The sequence below is a fragment of the Blautia schinkii genome, from assembly GCF_013304825.1.
Lineage (GTDB): Bacteria > Bacillota > Clostridia > Lachnospirales > Lachnospiraceae > Blautia_A > Blautia_A schinkii_B.
Genome location: NZ_JAAWUO010000007.1, coordinates 50,862 through 73,454, shown reverse-complemented (window position 1 = coordinate 73,454; position 22,593 = coordinate 50,862). Strand labels below are relative to the sequence as shown.

The following is a 22,593-nucleotide window of genomic DNA, read 5'->3' as shown; positions in this document are numbered from 1 at the left end:
TACTATGGCTGGTAAGGGAATCCCTGAATTGTTGAATTATAAGCAGAAAGGGAAAGACTTGAATGAATTCATCAAGGTTCCGTTGTCGGAAAAACTGGCATATTGCTTTGGCGATCCGGCACTGACCTTGATGTATACCATGACTACAACTCTGCTGATTTATTTTTATACCAATGTTGTTGGAATATCAGCAGGTGCAGTAGGAATGATCATGCTTTTGTCCCGTATTTTTGACGGATTTTCCGATGTGCTGATGGGAACTGTTATCGACCGGACCCATTCCAGGTATGGAAAGGCAAGGATCTGGATTTTAAGACTTGCAGTTCCCTATGCGCTGGCAGCGGTGCTTCTGTTCACTATGCCGCCGATAGGAAATATGGGAAAGATCATTTATGCTTTTGTTACTTATAATATCATGAATACGGTTGTATACACTGCTATCAGCCAGCCGTTCCATGCACTGGGCTCTCTGATGAGCCGTGACCGCCGTGAGCGTGATGTGATCTGTAACATCCGCATGGTATTGTCTATCACGGCAAGTATGATCATTACTGCGTTTACGCTGCCGCTGATCAATATCGTGGCAAATATTACAGGTAATCAGCAGATGGCCTGGATTCTGGTAACTGCTGGCTATGCGATCATTTCTGTCGGTGTGCTTGTGAACACTTATATGATTTGTACAGAGCGCGTTTCAGCAGCAAAACAGGAAAAGGAAGATATTCCTTTTGCGGAAGCATTTAAAGCAACTGTTACCAACCGGTATTTTCTCATTGCTCTGGGGCTGATGATCTTTTATACCGCATATCAGATCATTATCGGAACGGACCTTACCTATTACTGCCAGTATGTACTTGGAAATGTAGACCTCGTCATGCCTCTTTCCGCAGCTGAGAAACTGGCAACTGTGGCAGGAATTGCCCTTCTGCCGAAGGTGCTTCCGCGCTATGGAAAAAGAAATCTCATCTGTGCCGGCTGTATCCTGGGGGTTGCAGGACAGCTTCTGTTTCTGATGAACATTACCAGCGTTTCTCTTGGCGTTGTAACCTGTATTATGAGAGGAATCGGAATCGCACCGTTTTATGGCGTGCAGTATTCTCTTCCAAGTGATGCCATTGAGTATGGCCAGTGGAAAACCGGCAAGCGTGTGGAGGGTCTGATGTTCTCGTCTATGAGCATGGGCCAGAAAGCAGGTTCAGGACTGACTTCTGCTATTATGGGAGGAATTCTTTCGGCAGCATATTTTGATGGAACAAAGGCAACAGCAGCGGAGCAGTCGGCAGAAGCCATCCGTGTGATCAAGGAATTTTATCTGTATGTTCCGATAGCAATCTGGGTGGTGATGTTTGTGATCGCAGCCTGCTATCAGTTGGATAAAGTTTATGACAGGATGATGAGAGAGCTGATCCAGAGAGAAGCCGGAGAAAAAACTGCATCTGTACAGGGCGAGATCCAGTCCATGCCATTACCGGAAGCTTCCGGAAACCGGATCAACGTGGCAATCGGAAGACTGTATGGCAGCAGTGGAAGAAAGATTGCCGAGGATGTTGCAAAAGCACTGGACTGCAAGGTTTATGACCGCCAGATCATCTGTCTTATGGCAGAAAAGTTCGGTATGGAGAAAGCAGATCTGGAAAGCGTAAAGCAGTATCTGGATTCTTATAATTATGAGGACTCTGAGCTTACGTTTTCCCCGTATGGACATTCATCGGCAGGTGCGGCAGCAGATTACACAGGTGTTCAGATGTTTGAAGTGCAGAGTCAGATCATCCGAGAACTCTCTGAGAGAAGACCAGGTGTATTCCTGGGAAGATGTGCCAACTATGTACTTCGCGGAGAGCCGCATACATACAGCTTTTTCGTTTATGCAGATGATGATTACCGGGAAAAAGAGGGACAGGAATATTATAAAGGTCAGTCTCTTGGAGAGCTGAAAAAACGTGATCAGATCCGAAATGAATACTATGAGAAGTTTACCGGAATCCGCAGAGACGATCCCCATTATTACGATATGGTGATCAATGTATCCAAAACAGGAGCGGCCGGAGCTGCCGGTCTGATCCTGGATTATATCCGGAATAAAGAAGAGGAAAAAGGAGGGAATGCATCATGAAGATCGCATTTGACGTAGATGTTCTTGCAAAGCAGATGGATATCAACCGTATGGTTCATCAGGTTGCAGATTGGGGGTACAAATATATTGAACAGTCTCCTCATCCGAGAATCAATCCATTCTATAAGCATCCGCTGTTTTCGAAAGAGTGTGAGCAGGAATACAGACAGGCTTTGAGGGAAACCGGTGTAGAGATTTCTTCTTTTATCGTAGTATACCGTTGGTCCGGTCCGACAGAGGAACAGAGGCAGTTTGCGGTTGCAAACTGGAAGCGTATGATACAAATTGCAGGAGATATGGGCGTAAAAGTTATCAATACAGAGCTTTCCGGTGATCCGAACCAGCAGGAGATCTGCAATGGTATGTGGTTTAAATCCATGGAAGAGCTGCTTCCTCTGATTGAGCGTGAGGGCATCCGCGTGGAAATCCAGTCCCATCCGTATGATTTTTGCGAGCTGAATAATGAGACCTGTGATATGGTGAAATCGTTCCGTTCTCCAAACCTTGGATACGTATATTCTTCTCCGCATGGATTCTTCTATGATGAAGGAAAAGGTGATGTGCGTTCCATGCTGAAATATGCAGGCGATGAGCTGACACATGTGCTCTTTGCAGATACTTTTAACCAGACTATGGACTGCAGATATATTCTGAATCCACCGTGGCTTAATGGACGTGGAAAAGCAGATGTGACTGTACATCAGCATTTGGCTATGGGCGAAGGAGATGTGGATTTTGACGGGATTTTTGAGACATTGAGAGAAATGGATTTCGCCAACAAGCAGCTGAAACCAGATGCGCCGAAAGCTGGCGGCGATAATATTGCCTGCGTTTCCATGTTTGGATTCCCTGAGAAGATGGATAAACAGGCACCGGAAGCAAGAGAGCGGATTGAAAGAGAGCTGCTGGGTAAATAATGAATGCGTGCAGAAACACGGTTTCCAGAATGAAAGTTTCATTGTGGAAACCGTGTTTTTTTGCTGCCTTTTTTACAAAAACTTTACATATATCAAACAACTGTCTTGTCACATGTAAAGGACTGTGGTATTATGTGTAAGATGTTTTGAAAAAGCTACATGATAATAAAAAAGCAGATCAGAAGTATCTGCATAATAAAGACCAGAAAGCAAAAGCAGGAATTCAAAAAAATCCTGCAGGAAAGGTGAAAGATAATGACAGTTGCAGAAGAAATCCAGAAATTAAAAAAAGAAAAAGATGCCATCATCCTTGCACACTACTACGTGCGTCCGGAAGTACAGGATGTAGCAGATTATATAGGAGATTCTTTTTATCTGAGCAAGATCGCAGCCAGCGCGAAAGAGAAGACCATCGTGTTCTGTGGCGTAGGATTTATGGGAGAAAGCGCAAAGATATTAAGTCCGGACAAAACCGTTCTGATGCCTGCAATGGATGCAGACTGTCCGATGGCCCATATGGCAACAGAGGAAGGCATCCGTAAAGTGCGTGAAGAATATGACGATGTAGCAGTTGTCTGTTACATCAATTCCACAGCAGCACTGAAAGAGCTTTCAGATGTATGTGTTACTTCCGCAAATGCAGTAAAGATCGTGAAGGCACTTCCGAACAAAAATATCTTTTTTATTCCGGACAGAAATCTTGCACACTTTATTGCAGAGCAGGTTCCTGAGAAGAATTTTATTTATAATGAAGGATTCTGCATTGTCCACGAATTTCTGGATCCGGAAGAAGTAAAAAAAGCGAAAGAGGACCATCCGGATGCACTGGTTCTGGCTCATCCGGAATGTCCGCAGACAGTTTTAAAACAGGCTGATTATATCGGAAGCACATCCGGGATCATTAAATATGCGCAGGAAAGCGATAACAAAGAATTTATCATCTGCACAGAATGCGGCGTTCAGTACAAGCTGGAAACCATCTGCCCGGATAAAAAATTCTACTTCACAGAAACGGTTCCGGTCTGCAAAAACATGAAAAAAGTACTTCTGGAAAAAGTTCTCCATGTTCTGAAAACAGGAGAGAATGAAGTGTATGTAACAGATGAGACTCGTGAAAAAGCAAAGAAACCGCTGGAACGGATGCTGGAACTGGCAAAATAAACAGAGACAGAGAGGCGAAATGCAATGAAAATTAAAACAGATGTAGTGATCGTCGGAACAGGTGTTGCAGGAATGTTCAGTGCGCTGAAGCTTCCGCGGGATAAAAAGATCGTGATCATCACAAAAGAGGATATGAGAAGCAGCGATTCTTTCCTGGCGCAGGGTGGAATCTGCGTGCTCCGTGATGAAAATGATTACGACAGTTATTTTGAAGATACCATGAAGGCAGGACATTACGAAAACAGAAAAGAATCCGTTGACATTATGATCCGAGGCTCCAGGGACATCATTAATGACCTTGTTGGATATGGTGTGGATTTCAAGATGGATGGAGATGATTTTGCCTATACAAGAGAAGGCGCACATTCCAGACCGAGGATACTTTATCATGAAGATATCACAGGAAAAGAAATTTCCGAAAAGCTTCTCCAGCAGGTGTTAAAGCTTGATAATGTAACAATTCTGGAATATACTACCATGCAGGATATTCTTGTGGAAAACGACAAATGTGCGGGCTTAAAGGCTGTTTCCGCGGAAGGTAACAGAGATCGTCTGAAAGAAATGGAAGCTGGAAATGCTGTGAAGATCCAGGAGGAAATCCAGCCAGGTGGAGAAATCCAGGTAGAAATCTATGCACAGGATACGATCCTGGCAAGCGGTGGAATCGGAGGAAGATATGAGCATTCCACCAACTATCCACATCTCACAGGTGACGCCCTTGATATTGCGAAAAAACATAATGTGCGTCTGGAACATCTGGATTATGTGCAGATCCATCCGACAACGCTGTATTCCAAGAGACCAGGCCGAAGATTTCTGATCTCAGAATCAGTCCGCGGAGAAGGTGCAGTACTTTATAACAGCAAAAAAGAGCGGTTTGTCAATGAACTTCTTCCAAGAGATGTAGTAACAAATGCGATCCGGGAAGAAATGAAAAAAGAAGGAACAGATCACGTATGGCTTTCCATGGAGAATATTGATAAAGATACGATCCTGAATCATTTTCCGAATATTTATCAGAGATGTCTGGAAGAAGGCTATGATGTGACAAAGGAATGTATCCCTGTTGTTCCTGCTCAGCATTATTTCATGGGAGGAATCTGGGTGGATTCTGACAGCAAGACCAGTATGGACCGGCTTTATGCAGTGGGAGAGACCAGCTGCAACGGTGTACATGGAGCTAACAGGCTGGCAAGTAATTCCCTGCTGGAAAGCCTTGTGTTTGCAAAGCGCGCGGCGAAAGCAATCTCCACAGAAAAGAAAAGTGCTGCAGGTGCGGCGTGAATGCAGCCTGCAATATAATATCCGTATTATGAAAGAAGAGAGCAGCCTTGCTTCGGAGAACAGGGCTGCTATGATAATTAGGAAAGAGAAGGTATTGTAAAATGAATAAAATTACAATGACACTCCAGGTAGATCATCTGATCCTGGAGGCTTTAAAAGAAGATATTTCAAGCGAAGACGTTACCACAAACTCTGTTATGAAAGAAGCAGTTCCGGGAGAGGTAGACCTGATCTGTAAAGAGGATGGAATCATTGCGGGACTGGAAATCTTCAGCCGTGTATTTACGCTTCTGGATGCTGATACAAAAGTAGAGCTGTTCTGTAAAGACGGTGATGAAGTAAAAAAAGGTCAGAAAATGGGAAAAGTTACCGGAGATATCCGCGTGCTTCTTTCCGGCGAGCGTGTAGCACTGAATTATCTGCAGAGAATGAGCGGAATCGCAACTTACACACATTCGGTTGCGTCTCTTCTTGAGGGAACAGGGATCACTTTACTGGATACCAGAAAAACAACGCCGAATATGCGTATTTTTGAGAAATATGCAGTTCGCGTAGGCGGCGGACAGAACCACAGATATAATCTTTCTGATGGAGTTCTGCTGAAAGACAATCACATCGGAGCGGCAGGAAGCGTTGCAAATGCTGTAAAAATGGCACAGGAGTACGCTCCTTTTGTCCGCAAGATCGAAGTTGAGGTGGAAACTCTTGCTCAGGTAAAAGAAGCTGTTGAAGCTGGAGCAGATATCATCATGCTTGACAACATGACTCCGGAAATGATGAAAGAAGCAGTAAAACTCATTGACGGAAGAGCGAAAACAGAATGTTCCGGAAATGTTACAAAAGAAAATATTGCAAAGATCAGGGATGTTGGTGTAGACTATGTATCAAGTGGTGCATTAACACATTCCGCACCGATTCTTGATATTTCACTTAAGAATCTTCATCCGCTTTCCTGAAGATCACGGAATTTTGCAAAATACCGAGTGCTGTGACAGGAAATATCCGGAATATCAGAAAAAAAGAAGCGAGAATTGTCGGAAGCAGAGGCATAACAGGTAATATCTGAACCGGGTGGGAGATATCGCGAGAATGAAGGAGATAGATATCGGAATAAAAAGTACAGGTACAGCCAGGAAAGGGGAACTTAAATGACTGGTTCAGAACGCAGGACAGCGATCATGGATCAAATTAAAAACAGTGACCGGCCGGTCTCGGGAAGTGCTCTGGCCAGAACATTTCAGGTCAGCAGACAGGTGATCGTGCAGGATATTGCGCTGATACGCGCAGAAGGGAACGACGTGATATCCACCAACAGGGGATATATTTTCAATGCTCCTCATACTGTGAGCCGGATATTCAAAGTGCATCATACAGATGCAGATCTGGAGAATGAGCTCTGCGGGATTGTGGATCTTGGCGGAAAAGTGATCAATGTAATGGTGAATCACAGAGTTTACGGACATATTGAGGCAGAACTGAATATCAGATCCAGACGCCAGGTTGAGAACTTTATGGAGGATATCCGAAGCGGCAAGTCCAGTCCTCTGAAGAATATCACATCGGATTATCATTATCATAAAGTAGAAGCAGAATCCGAGGAAATCCTGGATATGATCCAGGATATGCTGAAACGGCGAGGATTTCTGATCGAAGCAGAATAACAGAAGTCAGATACAAAAAGAAAAGATATACAGAATGAGAAAATTCTGTTAATATGAAAATATAGTGATCACGAAAATAGGAGAAGGAATCCTGCATGGCAGGGTTCCTTCTTGCACCCTGCGGAAATGTGCACCTTGTGGAAATGTACAGACAGGGAAAACAGGATGCAGATATGAGGGTGAGAAAAAATACGGTTTGATATGCATGGAGGGGGAAATGGATTATCAGAGCATGTTTACATTTATGCTGGAGATGGCAGGAACTATTGCGTTTGCTGCTTCCGGAGCTATGGTGGGAGCGCAGCGGGGAATGGATATTTTCGGGGTCTGCGTTCTAGGAGTGGTGACTGCAGTGGGAGGAGGAGCTACCAGGGATATTATCCTGGGAATCGTGCCGCCGGGAATGTTTCAGGATCCGCTGTATACCATTGTGGCAACAGTGACGTCCTGTATTGTTTTTGCAGTGATGTACTGGAAACAGGAGCTTCTGGAAGGCGGGAACCGGCTGGTCTATGATAAGGTGATGCTGGTGATGGATACGGTTGGACTTGGCGTGTTTACTGTTATGGGTGTTGATAAGGGGATTTCACAGGGATATATGGGAAGAACTTTTTTTCTTGTGTTTCTTGGGACTGTCACAGGAGTTGGCGGCGGTCTGATCCGTGATATGATGGCAGGAGTACCGCCATATATTTTTGTGCGCCATATTTATGCCTGTGCATCTATTGTAGGTGCCATTGCCTGTGTTTGGATATACAGGCTGTGGGGTGGAGTGCCGGCTATGGTGATCGGAACGGTAGTGGTGATCCTGATCCGGTATCTGGCAGCGCATTATCGGTGGAATCTGCCGAGACTGAGAAGAGAATAATATATGAAAAGATCCGGAACATTTAAGGAATTGTTCCGGATCTTTTCTGGCTTTTATTTGGTTTATATTGCGTAGAAAGATTTTATCTGTTTTGATTATAAGAGGATCATGCGTCTGTATCCTGCAGAGCCAGGAAGCCTTCCTCGCCGGTACGGATCTTTACTACGTTTTCGATGTCGTAAACGAAGACTTTACCATCACCGATCTGGCCGGTATGAAGAACTGCCTTTGCAGTATCAATAACCTTCTGAATAGGTACGAGACTTACAACGATCTCGATCTTAACCTTCGGACGGAGGTTCATGTCAACCTCAACACCACGATAGTAGGTTGGAGCACCCTTCTGAACACCACATCCCATAACGTTTGTGATAGTGATACCGGTTACGCCAATCTCGTTCATGGCCTGCATAAATTCATCCAGCTTGTTCTGACGTGTGATGATAACAACTTTTGTCAGTTTGTGTACGCCGTCTGCCGGAATCTCAGGAACAGATTCAGCAGGAGCAGAAGGAGCGTGTTTTACAACAGGGGCTTTTACGGAAGTTCCCATTGGAGCCGGAGCCTTTGTCATGGTATCCTGTACAAAGAATCCATCGTATGCACTTGCAAGGCCATGCTCTTTCACATCCAGACCTGCAATCTCTTCCTCAGCGGAAACGCGAAGACCGATGGTGTGTTTGATCGCCTGGAAGATAATTGTCATAGTAACAGCAACCCATGCGATAGTAATAGCCATACCAATAAACTGAACACCAAAGCCGTGGAAACCACCGCCTGTGAGGAGACCTTTCCACTCGGTACCTGCACCGTCAGAGAAAAGACCTACAGCAAGAGTTCCGAAAACACCGTTGAGACCGTGAACACCAACAGCACCAACAGGGTCATCAATTTTGAGAACTTTGTCAATGAATTCAATACCAAATACTACAATGAATCCGGAAATGATTCCGATGATAGCTGCAGATGTAGGAGATACAGTATCGCAGCCTGCTGTGATGGCTACCAGTCCTGCAAGAGAACCGTTGAGTGACATGGAAACATCCGGTTTTTTGTAGCGGATCCATGTGATCAGCATAACTGTTACAGTTGCAACGGCAGCTGCAAGGTTTGTTGTTACGAAGATTTTTCCGGCACTTACAATGGCATCGCCTTCCATGCTGACAGTGGATGCACCGTTGAAACCGAACCAGCAGAACCAGAGGATAAATACACCAAGTGCACCAACAGTAAGGTTATGTCCGGGGATTGCTCGGGATTTACCGGATTTGGAATATTTTCCGATACGAGGTCCGAGGATAATGGCACCGATCAGTGCTGCAACACCACCAACCATATGAACGGCACAGGAACCTGCGAAATCATGAAATCCCATCTGGCTAATAAAGCCACCGCCCCAGATCCAGTGGCCGGATACAGGGTATACAACGAGACTGATCAGTAAACTGTAGATACAGTAGGAGATGAATTTAGTACGCTCTGCCATGGCACCGGATACGATAGTTGCAGAGGTAGCACAGAATACTGTCTGGAAGATGAGAAATGCCCAGAAAGGAACTCCATCCGGAAGCATTGCGTTTCCGTAGTTTGCCTCTGAGGCGATTCCTCCGATCTTACCGAAGAAACCGTTTCCTGCACCGAACATGATGCCGAATCCAACCAGCCAGAAGACCGGAGTTCCGATACAGAAATCCATCAGGTTTTTCATGATGATATTACCTGCGTTTTTTGCTCTTGTGAATCCTGTTTCAACCATTGCAAAGCCAGCCTGCATGAAGAAGACCAGTGCGGCACCGACGAGGACCCATAATGTGTTTACTGAAGAATACATAGTAACACTCCCTTTCCCAATTTTTTCTTTCCTATTATATAAGATATATACAGAAAGGATTTTTATAATACCGGACAGGAGAAAAACAGACAGAATTTATCCAGTATCAGTATAACGAAAAAGCGCAGGAGAGAGGAAATTCTCTTCCGCGCCTTTACGAAATCAAAATAAGTATATGTAAAACAGGGGATATCTGTATCGTGTGATTAATGGATGAGGAAATCGATAATGAATTATGAAGTAGAGTTCATAAGGGATATCCCCTGTATTTACCGTATGAAATTGTTATCTGATATCAGTTGTCAGATAGAGAATAACAGCTCGTCATAAGTCGGATATGGAAGTAACTCATCCGGGATCAGAGCCTCTGCCTCATCAGCGGATTTTCTTAAAGCTTCCATGTCTTCCAGAACAGTTCCCTGATAAGCCTTAGAGCATGCAAGTACATCGTCAGAAGAAGCAAGAGCTTTTGCTGTATCTGCTTTCAGAGTTTCCAGATCCGTTGCCATGGTGTCTGCAAGTGTACTCAGTTTGGAGATCAGAGCAACTTCGCTTGCTACAGAAACGTCAGCTACTACAGATTTCTTTGCAGCTGCAGTATCTGCAAGCTTTTCAACATATGTATATACAGAAGGAATTACCTGTTTCTGGATCATCTCAGCAAGAGTGTTGGACTCGATGTTGATGGTCTTATAATAGTTCTCAAGCCAGATCTCGTAACGGGAGAAGAGTTCTTCCTTTGTAAAGATGCCATGCTTTGTAAACAGCTCAATGTTCTTCTCGGCAATGAAATGAGGAAGAGCATCAGGAGTTGTTTTCAGGTTGTAGAGACCGCGTTTCTCAGCCTCTTCAACCCACTCGTCTGTATAGCCGTTTCCGTTAAAGATGATGCGTTTATGCTCTTCAATGGTTTTCTTAAGAAGTGCATGTACTGCGCTTTCCATTTCTTCTTCCGGAACATCCTTAAGAGCTGCGCTGAATTCAGCAAGAACCTCTGCAACAGCAGTGTTTAGTACGATGTTCGGGTTTGCAACAGATGCCGCGGAACCAAGCATACGGAACTCAAATTTATTTCCTGTAAATGCAAACGGTGAAGTACGGTTTCTGTCTGTGGTATCCTTTGTGAAGTGAGGAAGTACCTTTGCTCCGATATCCATCTGTACTGCATGCTTGTTGTTGAAGAAGGTGTCATTTTCAATGGATTTCAGTATGTCTGTCAGCTCGTCTCCGAGGAAGATGGATACGATCGCAGGCGGTGCCTCGTTTGCTCCGAGACGATGATCGTTTCCGGCACTTGCAACGGATACACGGAGAAGATCAGCGTAATCGTCAACGGCTTTAATAACAGCTACCAAAAATACCAGGAACTGTGTATTCTCTGCCGGTGTTTTTCCAGGATCAAGAAGGTTTACACCTGTGTCTGTGCTCATGGACCAGTTGTTGTGTTTACCGCTTCCGTTGATTCCCTCAAATGGTTTCTCGTGAAGGAGGCAGACCATGTTGTGCTTGTCAGCAACTTTTTTCATAATTTCCATGGTCAGCTGGTTGTGGTCGACAGCAACATTTGTGGTATCAAATACAGGAGCCAGCTCGTGCTGTGCAGGAGCAACCTCGTTATGCTTTGTTTTGGCCGGAATGCCAAGCTTCCAGAGCTCTTCGTCAAGATCATGCATGTAAGCAGCAACACGAGGTTTCAGAGCTCCGAAGTAATGATCCTCCATCTCCTGTCCTTTTGGTGCGGAAGCTCCCAGAAGTGTACGTCCGCAGAAAATCAGGTCTTTTCTCTTTTTATAGAGATCCTTGTCAACCAGGAAGTACTCCTGCTCAGGTCCTACTGTTGTGTTGATATGACGAACCTCTTTGTTTCCAAGGATGTGAAGAATACGAACTGCTTCTTTGTTAAGTTCATCCATGGAACGGAGAAGAGGAGTTTTCTTATCAAGTGCCTCTCCGCTGTAGGAACAGAATGCTGTAGGAATGTAAAGTGTCTTATCTTTGATGAATGCTGGTGAAGTAGGATCCCATGCTGTATATCCTCTTGCTTCGAAAGTAGCACGAAGACCACCTGACGGGAAACTGGATGCATCCGGCTCACCTTTTACCAGCTCTTTACCGGAGAAATCCATGATCACCTGTCCATCACCTGTAGGGGAGATGAAGCTGTCATGTTTTTCTGCTGTTACGTTTGTCATCGGCTGAAACCAGTGTGTGTAATGTGTTGCACCGTTTTCGGTAGCCCATTCTTTCATTGCAACTGCTACGGAATTTGCAACATCCAGCTCCAGATGAGTTCCGTTTTCAATTGTTTTCTTTAATGCTTTGTACATGTCCTTTGGCAGTTTGCTTCGCATCACTTTGTCATTGAATACAAGACTGCCATACATTTCAGGGATACTCTGTGCCATATAGGTACACTCCTTTCGATTTCACTCATTCATTATAATTTTTAATTATCTTATAAGGACCGCTGCCGGAATGACCGGTATTACGGGCCGAAAAAAACAAAAAAAGCGCTTCAGATACTTGTCGTATCCAAAGCGCCTTTGCTTTATGTGTTGCAGTATACACCAAAATTAAAGATTGTCAAGAGCTTTTTTAAAAAAAATCTAAAAAATCGATCAGGGCGATCGGACTGTCGGAAAATAGGCAGGGTTGACAAATCTTGTCCTTTTATTATAATCTGATATCGTAGTTATACATTCGAAAAGTCAGTGATCGCCATAAGTGATCATGGAAAAAGAAGCTTTTTGACCAGTTACAAAGATACACAATACGGAAAAACAGATGGAGGAAAATATGTCAGGAGTAAAGGAAGAATGTGGCGTATTCGGGATTTATGATCTGGATGGAGGGAATATTGCACCATCTATTTATTATGGTCTTACTTCGCTGCAGCACAGGGGACAGGAGTCCTGCGGAATGGCCGTTTCAAGGACGGACGGAGAAAGAGGAAACGTACAGTTTCATAAAGATCTCGGACTGGTAAGCGAAGTTTTACGAAAAGATGTTGTACATAATATGAATGGTGACATCGGAATCGGACATGTTCGTTATTCCACCACCGGAGAGTCTGTTGCGGAGAATGCACAGCCGCTGGTACTTTCTTATATTAAGGGAAGTCTGGCATTGGCGCATAACGGAAATCTGGTTAATACAGAAGCTCTGAAATGGGAACTGATCCAGACAGGAGCGATCTTCCATACAACGACAGATTCAGAGGTTATTGCTTTCCATATTGCAAGAGAGCGTGTTCATTCTGCAACAGTAGAGGAAGCAGTACATAAAACAGTAGAGAAGATCAGGGGCGGATATGCGCTTGTGATCATGAGCCCGAGGAAGCTGATCGGTGCCCGTGACCCGTACGGACTGAAACCACTTTGTCTTGGAAAGAGAGACAATGCTTATGTTCTGGCATCTGAGAGCTGTGCACTGACATCTGTAGGAGCGGAATTTATCCGTGATATTGAACCGGGTGAGATTGTCACGATCACCAGGGACGGACTGAAATCTAGCAAACTGGCTGAACAGAAAAAGCATGCTCATTGTGTTTTTGAATATATTTATTTTGCAAGACTGGACAGCACCATGGATGGCGTAAAAATCTATGATGCAAGGATTCGTGGAGGAAAATCTCTTGCAAAGTCCTATCCGGTAGAAGCGGATCTGGTAACCGGTGTACCGGAATCCGGACTTCCGGCAGCAAAAGGCTATTCGGAGGAATCCGGGATTCCGTTTGGCTTTGCATTCTATAAAAACAGTTACATTGGAAGAACTTTCATTAAGCCTACACAGCAGGAGAGAGAGTCAAGCGTTCATCTGAAGCTGAGCGTTCTGGAATCAGTGGTGAAGGGTAAGAGAATCGTTCTGGTGGATGATTCCATTGTCCGTGGAACTACCATTGCCAATCTGATCCACATGCTGAAAGAAGCCGGAGCCAAAGAAGTACATGTACGTATCAGCTCCCCGCCATTTTTACATCCCTGTTATTTCGGTACGGATGTGCCGTCCAATGATCAGCTGATCGCGGCACAGCATAGCACGGAAGAGATTCGCAAGATGATCGGTGCGGATTCTCTTGGCTACATGCAGATTGATTATCTGGAAGGCATGGCGGGTGGACTTCCGCTGTGCAAAGCATGCTTTGATGGTAATTATCCGATGGAGATACCAGAAGAAATCAAACAGGATTAATGAACTATATGGAATTAATCTCACAGTTAAAAATGATGGATTGAAAAATGAAAATATGAAAACTGCACAATAAATATCTAAGAAACCCGGATTTTATCATATAAAATTCGGGTTTCTATAGGAAAAACGTCCAAAACGATAAAAAATATCAACTTGACAAATCTGACAATATGAGACATAATGTGGGACAACCAGATGAGAAAAGGCCGCTGGTCTGGAAAATACAGGAAAACAGCGAGGCCGGAACAATGCCGGTTTTTACCGAGATAAAAGAGAGGATGATATTTATGTCTAAAAAAATTAGATTGAATGCGACAGAGGATGTTAAAGAATTTGTTAAGGCTGCAAGTAAATGTGATTTTGATGTAGATATTTCATATAATAGAATTTTAATTGATGCAAAATCTATTCTTGGGATACTCAGCATGGATCTGACCAAGGTTCTTACAGTAACCTGTCATGGTGAGGATCATGAGTTTAATTGTTTCCTTCAGAAATATGCAGTTGCCTGACAGACAGTGCAGAGACAGATAAGATATAAAAGACATAAAAAGAAAAGACAGACGTGGCTGCAGAGACAGGAAATCAGATGGAAATCCTCGGCAGGCGTCTGTTTTTTATTTGTAACCATTTTATAGGAAGAAATTCCGCAGATTATATGAAAAATCAGTTATTGACAAATAAAAAAAAATAGTTTATAGTAAACCATATTTTATATGAAAGATAACTGACAAAGGCGTCAGGAACGGATACCACAGGGGAATTCTCGCCCCTTGGAACCTGTTCCGGACGCCTTTTTGTTGTGGAACACAAAATGGAGGAGGAAATCGAAGATGGCAGTAAAGTATGTTTTTGTAACGGGTGGAGTTGTTTCTGGTCTGGGAAAAGGAATTACCGCAGCGTCTCTTGGGCGCCTTCTGAAAGCCAGAGGGTATCAGGTGACCATGCAGAAATTTGATCCCTACATTAATATTGACCCGGGAACTATGAACCCCATTCAGCATGGAGAGGTTTTTGTAACCGATGACGGTACAGAGACTGATCTTGACCTTGGACATTATGAACGTTTCATTGATGAAAGCCTTGACAAGAATTCCAATGTGACAACCGGTAAGATTTACTGGTCTGTTCTTCAGAAAGAGCGTCACGGTGATTTTGGCGGAGGTACCGTTCAGGTGATCCCGCACATTACCAATGAGATCAAGAGTCGTTTTTACAGAGCAAAATCCGCAGACGAAGACAGAATTGCCATCATCGAGGTTGGCGGTACAGTCGGTGATATTGAGAGTCAGCCGTTCCTGGAATCCATCCGTCAGTTCCAGCATGATGTGGGGCATGACAATGCAATCCTTATCCATGTAACTCTGATCCCATATCTCCGTGCTTCCGGAGAGATGAAGACCAAACCGACCCAGGCCAGTGTAAAAGAGCTTCAGGGAATGGGAATCCAGCCGGATGTCCTGGTATGCAGAAGCGAGTATCCTCTTACCGAGGATATCCGTGGAAAGATCGCCCTGTTCTGTAATGTGCCTGTAAGCAATGTGCTTCAGAATCTGGATGTGGAATATTTATATGAAGCGCCTCTTGCAATGGAGAGAGAAAAGCTTGCAGACGTGGTACTGCAGAGCTTAAGACTTGAGAACCGCAAACCGGATCTTACAGACTGGGAGAATATGGTGGAAAATCTCCGTCACCCTGATAAAACGGTGAAGATTGCCATGGTTGGTAAATATACACAGCTTCATGATGCATACTTAAGTGTTGTGGAAGCACTGAAGCATGGAGGAATCTCCTGCCGTGCAAAGGTTGATATCGTGTGGGTAGATTCTGAAGAACTCAATGAGAAGAACCTGGATCAGACCCTTCATTCCGTAGATGGTATTCTGGTTCCGGGAGGATTCGGAAACCGTGGTACAGAAGGAATGATCCTTGCGGCGCAGTATGCAAGAGTTCATAAGATCCCGTACCTTGGAATCTGCCTGGGAATGCAGATGGCTATTGTGGAATTTGCCCGCCACGTACTTGGATATGAAGATGCCAACAGCATTGAGCTGGCACCGGAGACCACGCATCCGGTCATTGCCCTGATGCCGGATCAGGAGGATGTGGAAGATCTTGGAGGAACCCTTCGTCTTGGAAGCTATCCGTGTGTGCTTGCCGAAGGCTCCAGATCCTATGAGCTTTTTGGAAAGAAAGAGATCCAGGAACGCCACAGACATCGTTATGAGGTAAACAACGCATTCCGTAAGGAACTGGACGAAAAGGGAATGTCCATTGTGGGAACATCCCCGGATGCTCATATTGTTGAGATGATCGAAATTGCCGGACATCCGTTCTTTGTGGGAACACAGGGACATCCGGAATTTAAATCCAGACCAAACCATGCACATCCTCTGTTCCGTGGATTTGTGCAGGCGGCAGTTGATAAAAAGACGGCAGAAGAAGCTGCAATGAAAGGATGAGAAAAATGAGAGAAGTAGCAAATCAGCAGCAGGGCCTCTACCGCCCTGAATTCGAACATGACAACTGCGGTATCGGAGCCGTTGTTAATATAAAAGGAAAGAAAACACATGATACAGTTGCCAATGCTCTTAAGATCGTAGAGAATCTTGAGCATCGTGCTGGTAAGGATGCAGAAGGAAAAACCGGTGATGGTGTCGGTATCCTTCTTCAGATTTCCCATAAATTTTTTAAGAGGGTCTGTAAAAAAGAGGGCTTTGACATTGGTGGTGAGAGAGAATACGGTGTAGCCCAGCTCTTTTTCCCGCAGCAGGAGATCAAACGTGCCCAGGCAAAGAAGATGTTCGAGATCATCGTGGAAAAAGAGGGATTGGAGCTTCTGGGATGGCGTACAGTGCCGGTTTTCCCGGAGGTACTCGGCCATAAAGCGAAAGAGTGCATGCCGTGCATCATGCAGGCATTCGTTAAGAAGCCGGAGGATGTGGAAAAGGGCCTTGCCTTTGACCGTATGCTTTACATCGCACGCCGTGAATTTGAACAGAGTAATGACAATACCTACGTGGTTTCCATGAACAGCCGTACCATCGTATACAAAGGTATGTTCCTGGTAGGACAGCTCCGCACCTTCTTTGGTGATCTTCAGAGCCAGGATTACGAGTCTGCCATTGCAGTGGTACATTCCCGTTTCAGTACCAACACGAACCCGAGCTGGGAGAGAGCACATCCGAACCGTTTCATTGTACATAACGGTGAGATCAACACGATCCGTGGCAATGCCGATAAGATGCTTGCCCGTGAGGAAAACATGGAGTCTCCGTATCTGAAGGATGAGCTGCACAAGGTTCTTCCTGTAGTTAACCGCAATGGCTCTGACTCCGCAATGCTTGACAATACCCTGGAATTCCTGGTTATGAGTGGAATGGATCTTCCACTTGCAGTGATGATTACAATTCCGGAGCCATGGGCAAACAACGATACGATCTCTCAGGAGAAGAGAGATTTTTATCAGTACTATGCGACCATGATGGAGCCATGGGACGGTCCTGCGTCCATTCTGTTCTCAGATGGTGATGTGATGGGAGCAGTTCTTGACAGAAACGGTCTTCGTCCATCCAGATACTATATCACCTCTGATGGTTATATGATTCTTTCCTCAGAGGTTGGTGTTCTTCCTGTAGATGAGGAGAAGATCGTATTAAAAGAACGTCTTCATCCGGGAAAAATGCTTCTGGTTGATACCGTTCAGGGTCGTGTCATTGACGACAATGAGCTCAAAGAAAAATATGCGAAAAAACAGCCTTATGGTGAGTGGCTGGACAGCAATCTGGTACAGCTTCATGATATCAAGATCCCGAACCAGAGAGTTGTCGAGTACACACCGGAGGAGAGAGCACGCCTTCAGAAAGCATTCGGATATACTTATGAGCAGTACCGTACTTCCATCCGCAACATGGCATTAAACGGCTCAGAAAGCATCGGAGCCATGGGACATGATACTCCGCTTGCAGTATTTTCCAAGGAACATTATCCGCTGTTCGACTACTTTAAACAGCTTTTCGCACAGGTAACAAACCCGCCGATCGATGCGATCCGTGAGGAAATCGTTACTTCCACAAGTGTATATGTAGGAAAAGACGGAAATCTTCTGATCCAGAAGCCGGAGAACTGTCAGGTGCTGAAGATCAACAATCCGATCCTGACCAACACCGATATGCTGAAGATCAAGAATATGAAAAAGGACGGCTTCAAGGTTGTAACAATTTCTACATTATATTATAAGAGCACAAAGCTTGAACGTGCCATTGACCGTCTGTTCGTAGAGGTTGACAAAGCCTTCCGTGAGGGAGCAAACATCCTGGTCCTTTCTGACCGCGGTGTTGATGAGAACCATATGCCGATCCCGTCCCTGCTGGCGGTTTCCGCAGTACATCAGCATCTTGTAAAAACAAAGAAGAGCACGTCCCTTGCCCTGATCCTGGAATCCGGTGAGCCAAGAGAAGTTCATCATTTCGCAACACTTCTCGGATATGGAGCAAGCGCAGTCAATCCGTATCTGGCACTGGATACCATCCATGAGCTGATCGACACACATATGCTGGATAAGGACTATTATGCAGCCGTTGATGATTACAATCATGCGGTGATCAGCGGTATCGTAAAGATCGCTTCCAAGATGGGTATTTCCACTATCCAGTCCTATCAGGGATCTCAGATCTTTGAGGCAATCGGAATTTCCCAGGATGTGATCGATCGTTACTTTACAGGAACCGTAAGCCGTGTAGGCGGAATCACACTGGAAGATATCGAGGATAACGTAGAAAAACTTCATTCTGAGGCATTTGATCCACTTGGACTTGCCACAGATCTTACTCTGGACAGTGTAGGTGCCCATAAGATGAGAAGCCAGGGTGAAGAGCACAAATACAATCCGCGTACCATCCATCTTCTCCAGCAGTCCACTAAACAGGGCAGCTATGAGATGTTCAAGGAATATACAAAGCTGGTAGATGACGAGGGACATGGAAACTTAAGAGGTCTTCTGGACTTTAAGTTTGCCAAGGAGCCTATTCCCATCGACCAGGTTGAGAGTGTTGAGGATATTGTAAAACGATTTAAGACAGGTGCTATGTCTTACGGTTCTATTTCCCAGGAAGCTCATGAGACTCTGGCTATTGCAATGAACCATCTCCATGGAAAATCAAATACAGGTGAGGGTGGTGAAAGTGATGAGCGTCTGGATTCCGCAGGAACAGACAATGACCGCTGCTCTGCGATCAAACAGGTAGCAAGCGGACGTTTCGGTGTTACCAGCCGTTACCTGGTTTCTGCAAAAGAGATCCAGATCAAGATGGCACAGGGTGCAAAGCCTGGTGAAGGTGGACATCTTCCTGCAAAGAAGGTATATCCGTGGATCGCAAAAACCCGTCATTCTACACCGGGAGTCAGCCTGATCTCTCCGCCGCCTCATCATGATATCTACTCTATCGAGGATCTTGCAGAGCTGATCTATGACCTGAAAAATGCAAATAAATATGCGGATATTTCCGTAAAGCTGGTTTCTGAGGCTGGTGTTGGTACTGTAGCCGCCGGTGTTGCAAAGGCCGGAGCACAGACTGTTCTGATCTCCGGATATGACGGAGGTACAGGAGCAGCGCCAAGAAGCTCCATCCATAATGCAGGACTTCCATGGGAGCTTGGACTTGCAGAAACACATCAGACACTGATCATGAACGGACTTCGTAACCGTGTACGTATCGAGACAGACGGTAAGCTGATGAGCGGTCGGGACGTTGCCATTGCAGCACTTCTCGGTGCAGAGGAATTCGGTTTTGCAACAGCACCGCTTGTAACTATGGGCTGCGTGATGATGAGAGTCTGCAACCTGGATACCTGTCCGGTTGGTGTGGCTACCCAGAATCCGGAGCTTCGTAAGAGATTCCGCGGAAAACCGGAGTATGTGGAGAACTTCATGCGCTTTATCGCACAGGAGCTGAGAGAGTACATGGCACGCCTTGGTGTTGCCACCATTGATGAGATGGTAGGCCGTACAGACCTTCTTACAGTTTCTGACAGTGTGCAGGAGCCGCATAAGGGTAAGGTTGATTTAAGTGCCATCCTGAACAACCCATATGCAGGAAAGGGTAAAGTAACCTTTGATCCGAAGGCTGTATATAATTTCAATCTTGAGAAAACTCTGGATGAAAAAGTTCTGGTCAGAAAATGTGCACCGGCGATCCAGAAGGGTGAGAAGGTTTCTGTTGATGTAAACGTTACTAATACAGATCGTGCATTTGGTACCATTCTCGGATCTGAGATCACAAGAAACCATAAGGACGGACTTGCGGAGGATACTGTAACTGTAAACTGTACAGGTGCAGGCGGACAGAGCTTCGGCGCCTTTATCCCGAAGGGACTGACACTGAAACTGACCGGTGACAGCAACGACTATTTCGGAAAGGGACTTTCCGGCGGTAAGCTGATCGTTAAGGTTCCGGAGAAGGCCGGATACAAGGCTGAAGAGAACATCATCGTCGGAAACGTAGCACTCTATGGTGCAACCAGTGGAACTGCATTTATCAATGGTGTTGCAGGTGAGCGTTTTGCAGTACGTAACTCCGGTGCGGTTGCAGTTGTTGAGGGCGTTGGCGAGCATGGCTGCGAGTACATGACAGGTGGCCGTGTGGTAGTTCTTGGAAAAACAGGAAAGAACTTTGCAGCAGGTATGAGCGGCGGTATCGCTTATGTTCTTGATGTGGATAACGTTCTTTACAAGAACCTCAATAAAGCAATGATCTCCATTGAAAAAGTGAATAATAAATATGATAAAAAAGAGCTTCGTGATCTTATCGAGGCTCATGTGGAAGCAACAGGCTCCGAGATCGGTAAGAAGGTGCTGGCTGATTTTGATTCCTATCTGCCTCACTTCAAAAAACTCATTCCGGATGAGTACAAGAGAATGATCACATTAAGTGCAAAGCTGGAAGAAAAAGGTCTGACCAGCCAGCAGGCACAGATGGAAGCGTTCTATGAGAGCATCGGCGTGAAACATTAAGGAGGATGAGGAAATGGGAAAGCCAACTGGATTTTTAGATTATGAAAGAGAAACGGCAAAGGTTCTGCCGCCAAAGGAACGTATTCAGAATTTCAACGAATTTCGAGTTCCGTTAAATAAAGAAAAACAGAAACTTCAGGGAGCACGCTGTATGGCCTGCGGCGTCCCCTTCTGCCAGGCAGGTATGATGATCGGCGGAATGGCTTCCGGCTGTCCGCTGCACAATCTGGTTCCTGAGACAAATGATCTTGTGTATACAGGAAACTGGAAGCAGGCATTCCTTCGTCTGAACAAGACACATAGTTTTCCGGAGTTTACATCCAGAGTGTGTCCGGCACTTTGTGAGGCTGCATGTACCTGTAACCTGAACGGAGAGCCGGTCAGCACAAAGGAGAATGAGAAAGCTATTATTGAGACAGCCTATGCAGAGGGATGGGTAAAGCCGCAGATTCCGCCTGTCCGCACAGGAAAGACAATCGCAGTTATCGGAAGTGGTCCTTCCGGACTGGCAGCAGCGCAGCAGCTGAACCGCCGTGGTCACAGCGTAACAGTATTTGAGAGAAACGACCGTATCGGAGGACTTCTCCGCTACGGCATTCCGAACATGAAGCTGGAGAAAAAGGTCATTGACCGCAGACTGAAGCTGATGGAAGAGGAAGGCGTGAAATTTGTTACCAATATCAATGTTGGTGTTGACATTACTGCAGAACAGCTTCTGAAGGATTATGACCGTGTTCTTCTCTGCTGCGGAGCTTCTCATCCGAGAGATATCAATGTTCCGGGAAGAGATGCCAAGGGAATTTACTTTGCAGTGGATTTCCTGAAGCAGGTAACAAAAAGTCTTCTGGATACAGATTTTGCAAAATTCCCATATGAGCTTGCAAAGGGCAAAAATGTTCTGGTTATCGGTGGCGGAGATACCGGTAATGACTGCGTGGGAACCTCCATCCGTCTTGGCGCAAAATCTGTAACACAGCTTGAGATGATGCCGCAGCCTCCTGCAGCAAGAACTCTTTCCAATCCATGGCCGGAGTGGCCGAAGGTCCTGAAAACCGATTACGGCCAGGAAGAGGCTATTGCAGTATTTGGCCATGATCCTCGGATCTATCAGACAACCGTTACCGAGTTTATCAAGGACAAAAAAGGAAATGTCTGCAAGGCCAAGATCGTAAAACTGAAAAGTGTAAAGGATGAAAAGACCGGAAGATTCAATATGGTACCGGTTGAGGGCAGTGAGGAAGTGATCCCTGCAGATGTGGTCCTTATTGCAGCCGGCTTCCTTGGCAGCGAGAAATATGTGACAGATGCTTTCCGTGTAGCACTTACACCAAGAACCAATGTGGAGACGAAACCTGAGCAGTATGCAACAAGTGTAGACCGTGTATTCACAGCAGGTGATATGCACCGTGGACAGTCTCTTGTTGTATGGGCGATTCATGAGGGACGTGAGGCTGCGAAGGCAGTTGACGAATCATTGATGAGCTATTCATATTTACAGTAAAATAACAGATACCAGGGGCAAAAGGTCAAAAAACTGTTCGTGTTTCCGCGATAA

14 protein-coding genes are annotated in these 22,593 nt (G+C 45.3%); 12 read left to right on the top strand and 2 right to left on the bottom strand.

Annotated features, from left to right (window positions below; translation table 11 throughout):
- Nucleotides 1–4 precede the first annotated feature (4 nt).
- The 7 genes from HFM85_RS06985 to HFM85_RS06955 all read left to right on the top strand — a co-directional run bounded on the left by HFM85_RS06985 (nucleotide 5) and on the right by HFM85_RS06955 (nucleotide 8,004).
- Nucleotides 5–2,113, top strand: a complete 2,109-nt coding sequence (locus tag HFM85_RS06985) for a cytidylate kinase family protein (protein ID WP_173737601.1) — start codon at nucleotides 5–7, stop codon at nucleotides 2,111–2,113.
- Nucleotides 2,110–3,030 carry a sugar phosphate isomerase/epimerase family protein gene (locus HFM85_RS06980; protein ID WP_173737602.1) on the top strand — a complete coding sequence of 307 codons (921 nt, stop codon included), beginning with the start codon at nucleotides 2,110–2,112 and terminating at the stop codon, nucleotides 3,028–3,030. Before HFM85_RS06985 ends, HFM85_RS06980 begins: the two co-directional genes overlap by 4 nt.
- A 255-nt stretch (nucleotides 3,031–3,285) precedes the next feature.
- Nucleotides 3,286–4,191: a quinolinate synthase NadA gene (gene nadA, locus HFM85_RS06975; RefSeq protein WP_173737603.1), complete on the top strand. Its 906-nt coding sequence runs from the start codon at nucleotides 3,286–3,288 to the stop codon at nucleotides 4,189–4,191.
- Nucleotides 4,192–4,215: 24 nt separating this feature from the next.
- On the top strand, nucleotides 4,216–5,475 hold the full coding sequence (locus HFM85_RS06970; RefSeq protein ID WP_173737604.1) for an FAD-binding protein: 1,260 nt from the start codon (nucleotides 4,216–4,218) through the stop codon (nucleotides 5,473–5,475).
- A gap of 101 nt (nucleotides 5,476–5,576) precedes the next feature.
- The gene (gene nadC, locus HFM85_RS06965; RefSeq protein WP_118625355.1) at nucleotides 5,577–6,431 is read left to right on the top strand and encodes a carboxylating nicotinate-nucleotide diphosphorylase; all 855 of its coding nucleotides are present in this window, start codon (nucleotides 5,577–5,579) and stop codon (nucleotides 6,429–6,431) included.
- A gap of 192 nt (nucleotides 6,432–6,623) precedes the next feature.
- Entirely contained in the window at nucleotides 6,624–7,136 is a 513-nt protein-coding gene (locus tag HFM85_RS06960) for a transcription repressor NadR (RefSeq protein ID WP_173737605.1), read from the top strand.
- Nucleotides 7,137–7,353: 217 nt separating this feature from the next.
- The gene (locus HFM85_RS06955) at nucleotides 7,354–8,004 is read left to right on the top strand and encodes a trimeric intracellular cation channel family protein (protein ID WP_044961278.1); all 651 of its coding nucleotides are present in this window, start codon (nucleotides 7,354–7,356) and stop codon (nucleotides 8,002–8,004) included.
- Nucleotides 8,005–8,110: 106 nt separating this feature from the next.
- Here the strand turns inward: HFM85_RS06955 and HFM85_RS06950 are convergent, their stop codons facing one another.
- Complete coding sequence (locus HFM85_RS06950; RefSeq protein ID WP_173737606.1) at nucleotides 8,111–9,835, bottom strand: ammonium transporter; 1,725 nt, start codon at nucleotides 9,833–9,835, stop codon at nucleotides 8,111–8,113.
- A gap of 302 nt (nucleotides 9,836–10,137) precedes the next feature.
- Complete coding sequence (locus tag HFM85_RS06945) at nucleotides 10,138–12,240, bottom strand: glutamine synthetase III family protein (RefSeq protein ID WP_173737607.1); 2,103 nt, start codon at nucleotides 12,238–12,240, stop codon at nucleotides 10,138–10,140.
- Between the two features lie 391 nt (nucleotides 12,241–12,631).
- On the opposite strand from HFM85_RS06945, the gene purF reads away from it, so the two are divergent.
- The 5 genes from purF (at nucleotide 12,632) to HFM85_RS06920 (ending at nucleotide 22,539) form a co-directional block, all read left to right on the top strand.
- Nucleotides 12,632–14,026 (top strand): amidophosphoribosyltransferase, encoded by a 1,395-nt coding sequence (gene purF / locus HFM85_RS06940; protein ID WP_119239956.1) that lies wholly within the window; start codon nucleotides 12,632–12,634, stop codon nucleotides 14,024–14,026.
- Nucleotides 14,027–14,304: 278 nt separating this feature from the next.
- The gene (locus tag HFM85_RS06935) at nucleotides 14,305–14,538 is read left to right on the top strand and encodes an HPr family phosphocarrier protein (protein ID WP_456298181.1); all 234 of its coding nucleotides are present in this window, start codon (nucleotides 14,305–14,307) and stop codon (nucleotides 14,536–14,538) included.
- A 321-nt stretch (nucleotides 14,539–14,859) separates the two neighbouring features.
- Complete coding sequence (locus HFM85_RS06930) at nucleotides 14,860–16,488, top strand: CTP synthase (RefSeq protein WP_173737608.1); 1,629 nt, start codon at nucleotides 14,860–14,862, stop codon at nucleotides 16,486–16,488.
- On the top strand, nucleotides 16,485–21,038 hold the full coding sequence (gene gltB / locus HFM85_RS06925; RefSeq protein WP_173737609.1) for a glutamate synthase large subunit: 4,554 nt from the start codon (nucleotides 16,485–16,487) through the stop codon (nucleotides 21,036–21,038). Before HFM85_RS06930 ends, gltB begins: the two co-directional genes overlap by 4 nt.
- A gap of 13 nt (nucleotides 21,039–21,051) precedes the next feature.
- A complete protein-coding gene (locus HFM85_RS06920) occupies nucleotides 21,052–22,539 on the top strand; it encodes a glutamate synthase subunit beta (protein WP_173737610.1) in 1,488 nt (495 codons plus the stop codon).
- The last annotated feature ends 54 nt before the right edge of the window (nucleotides 22,540–22,593 follow it).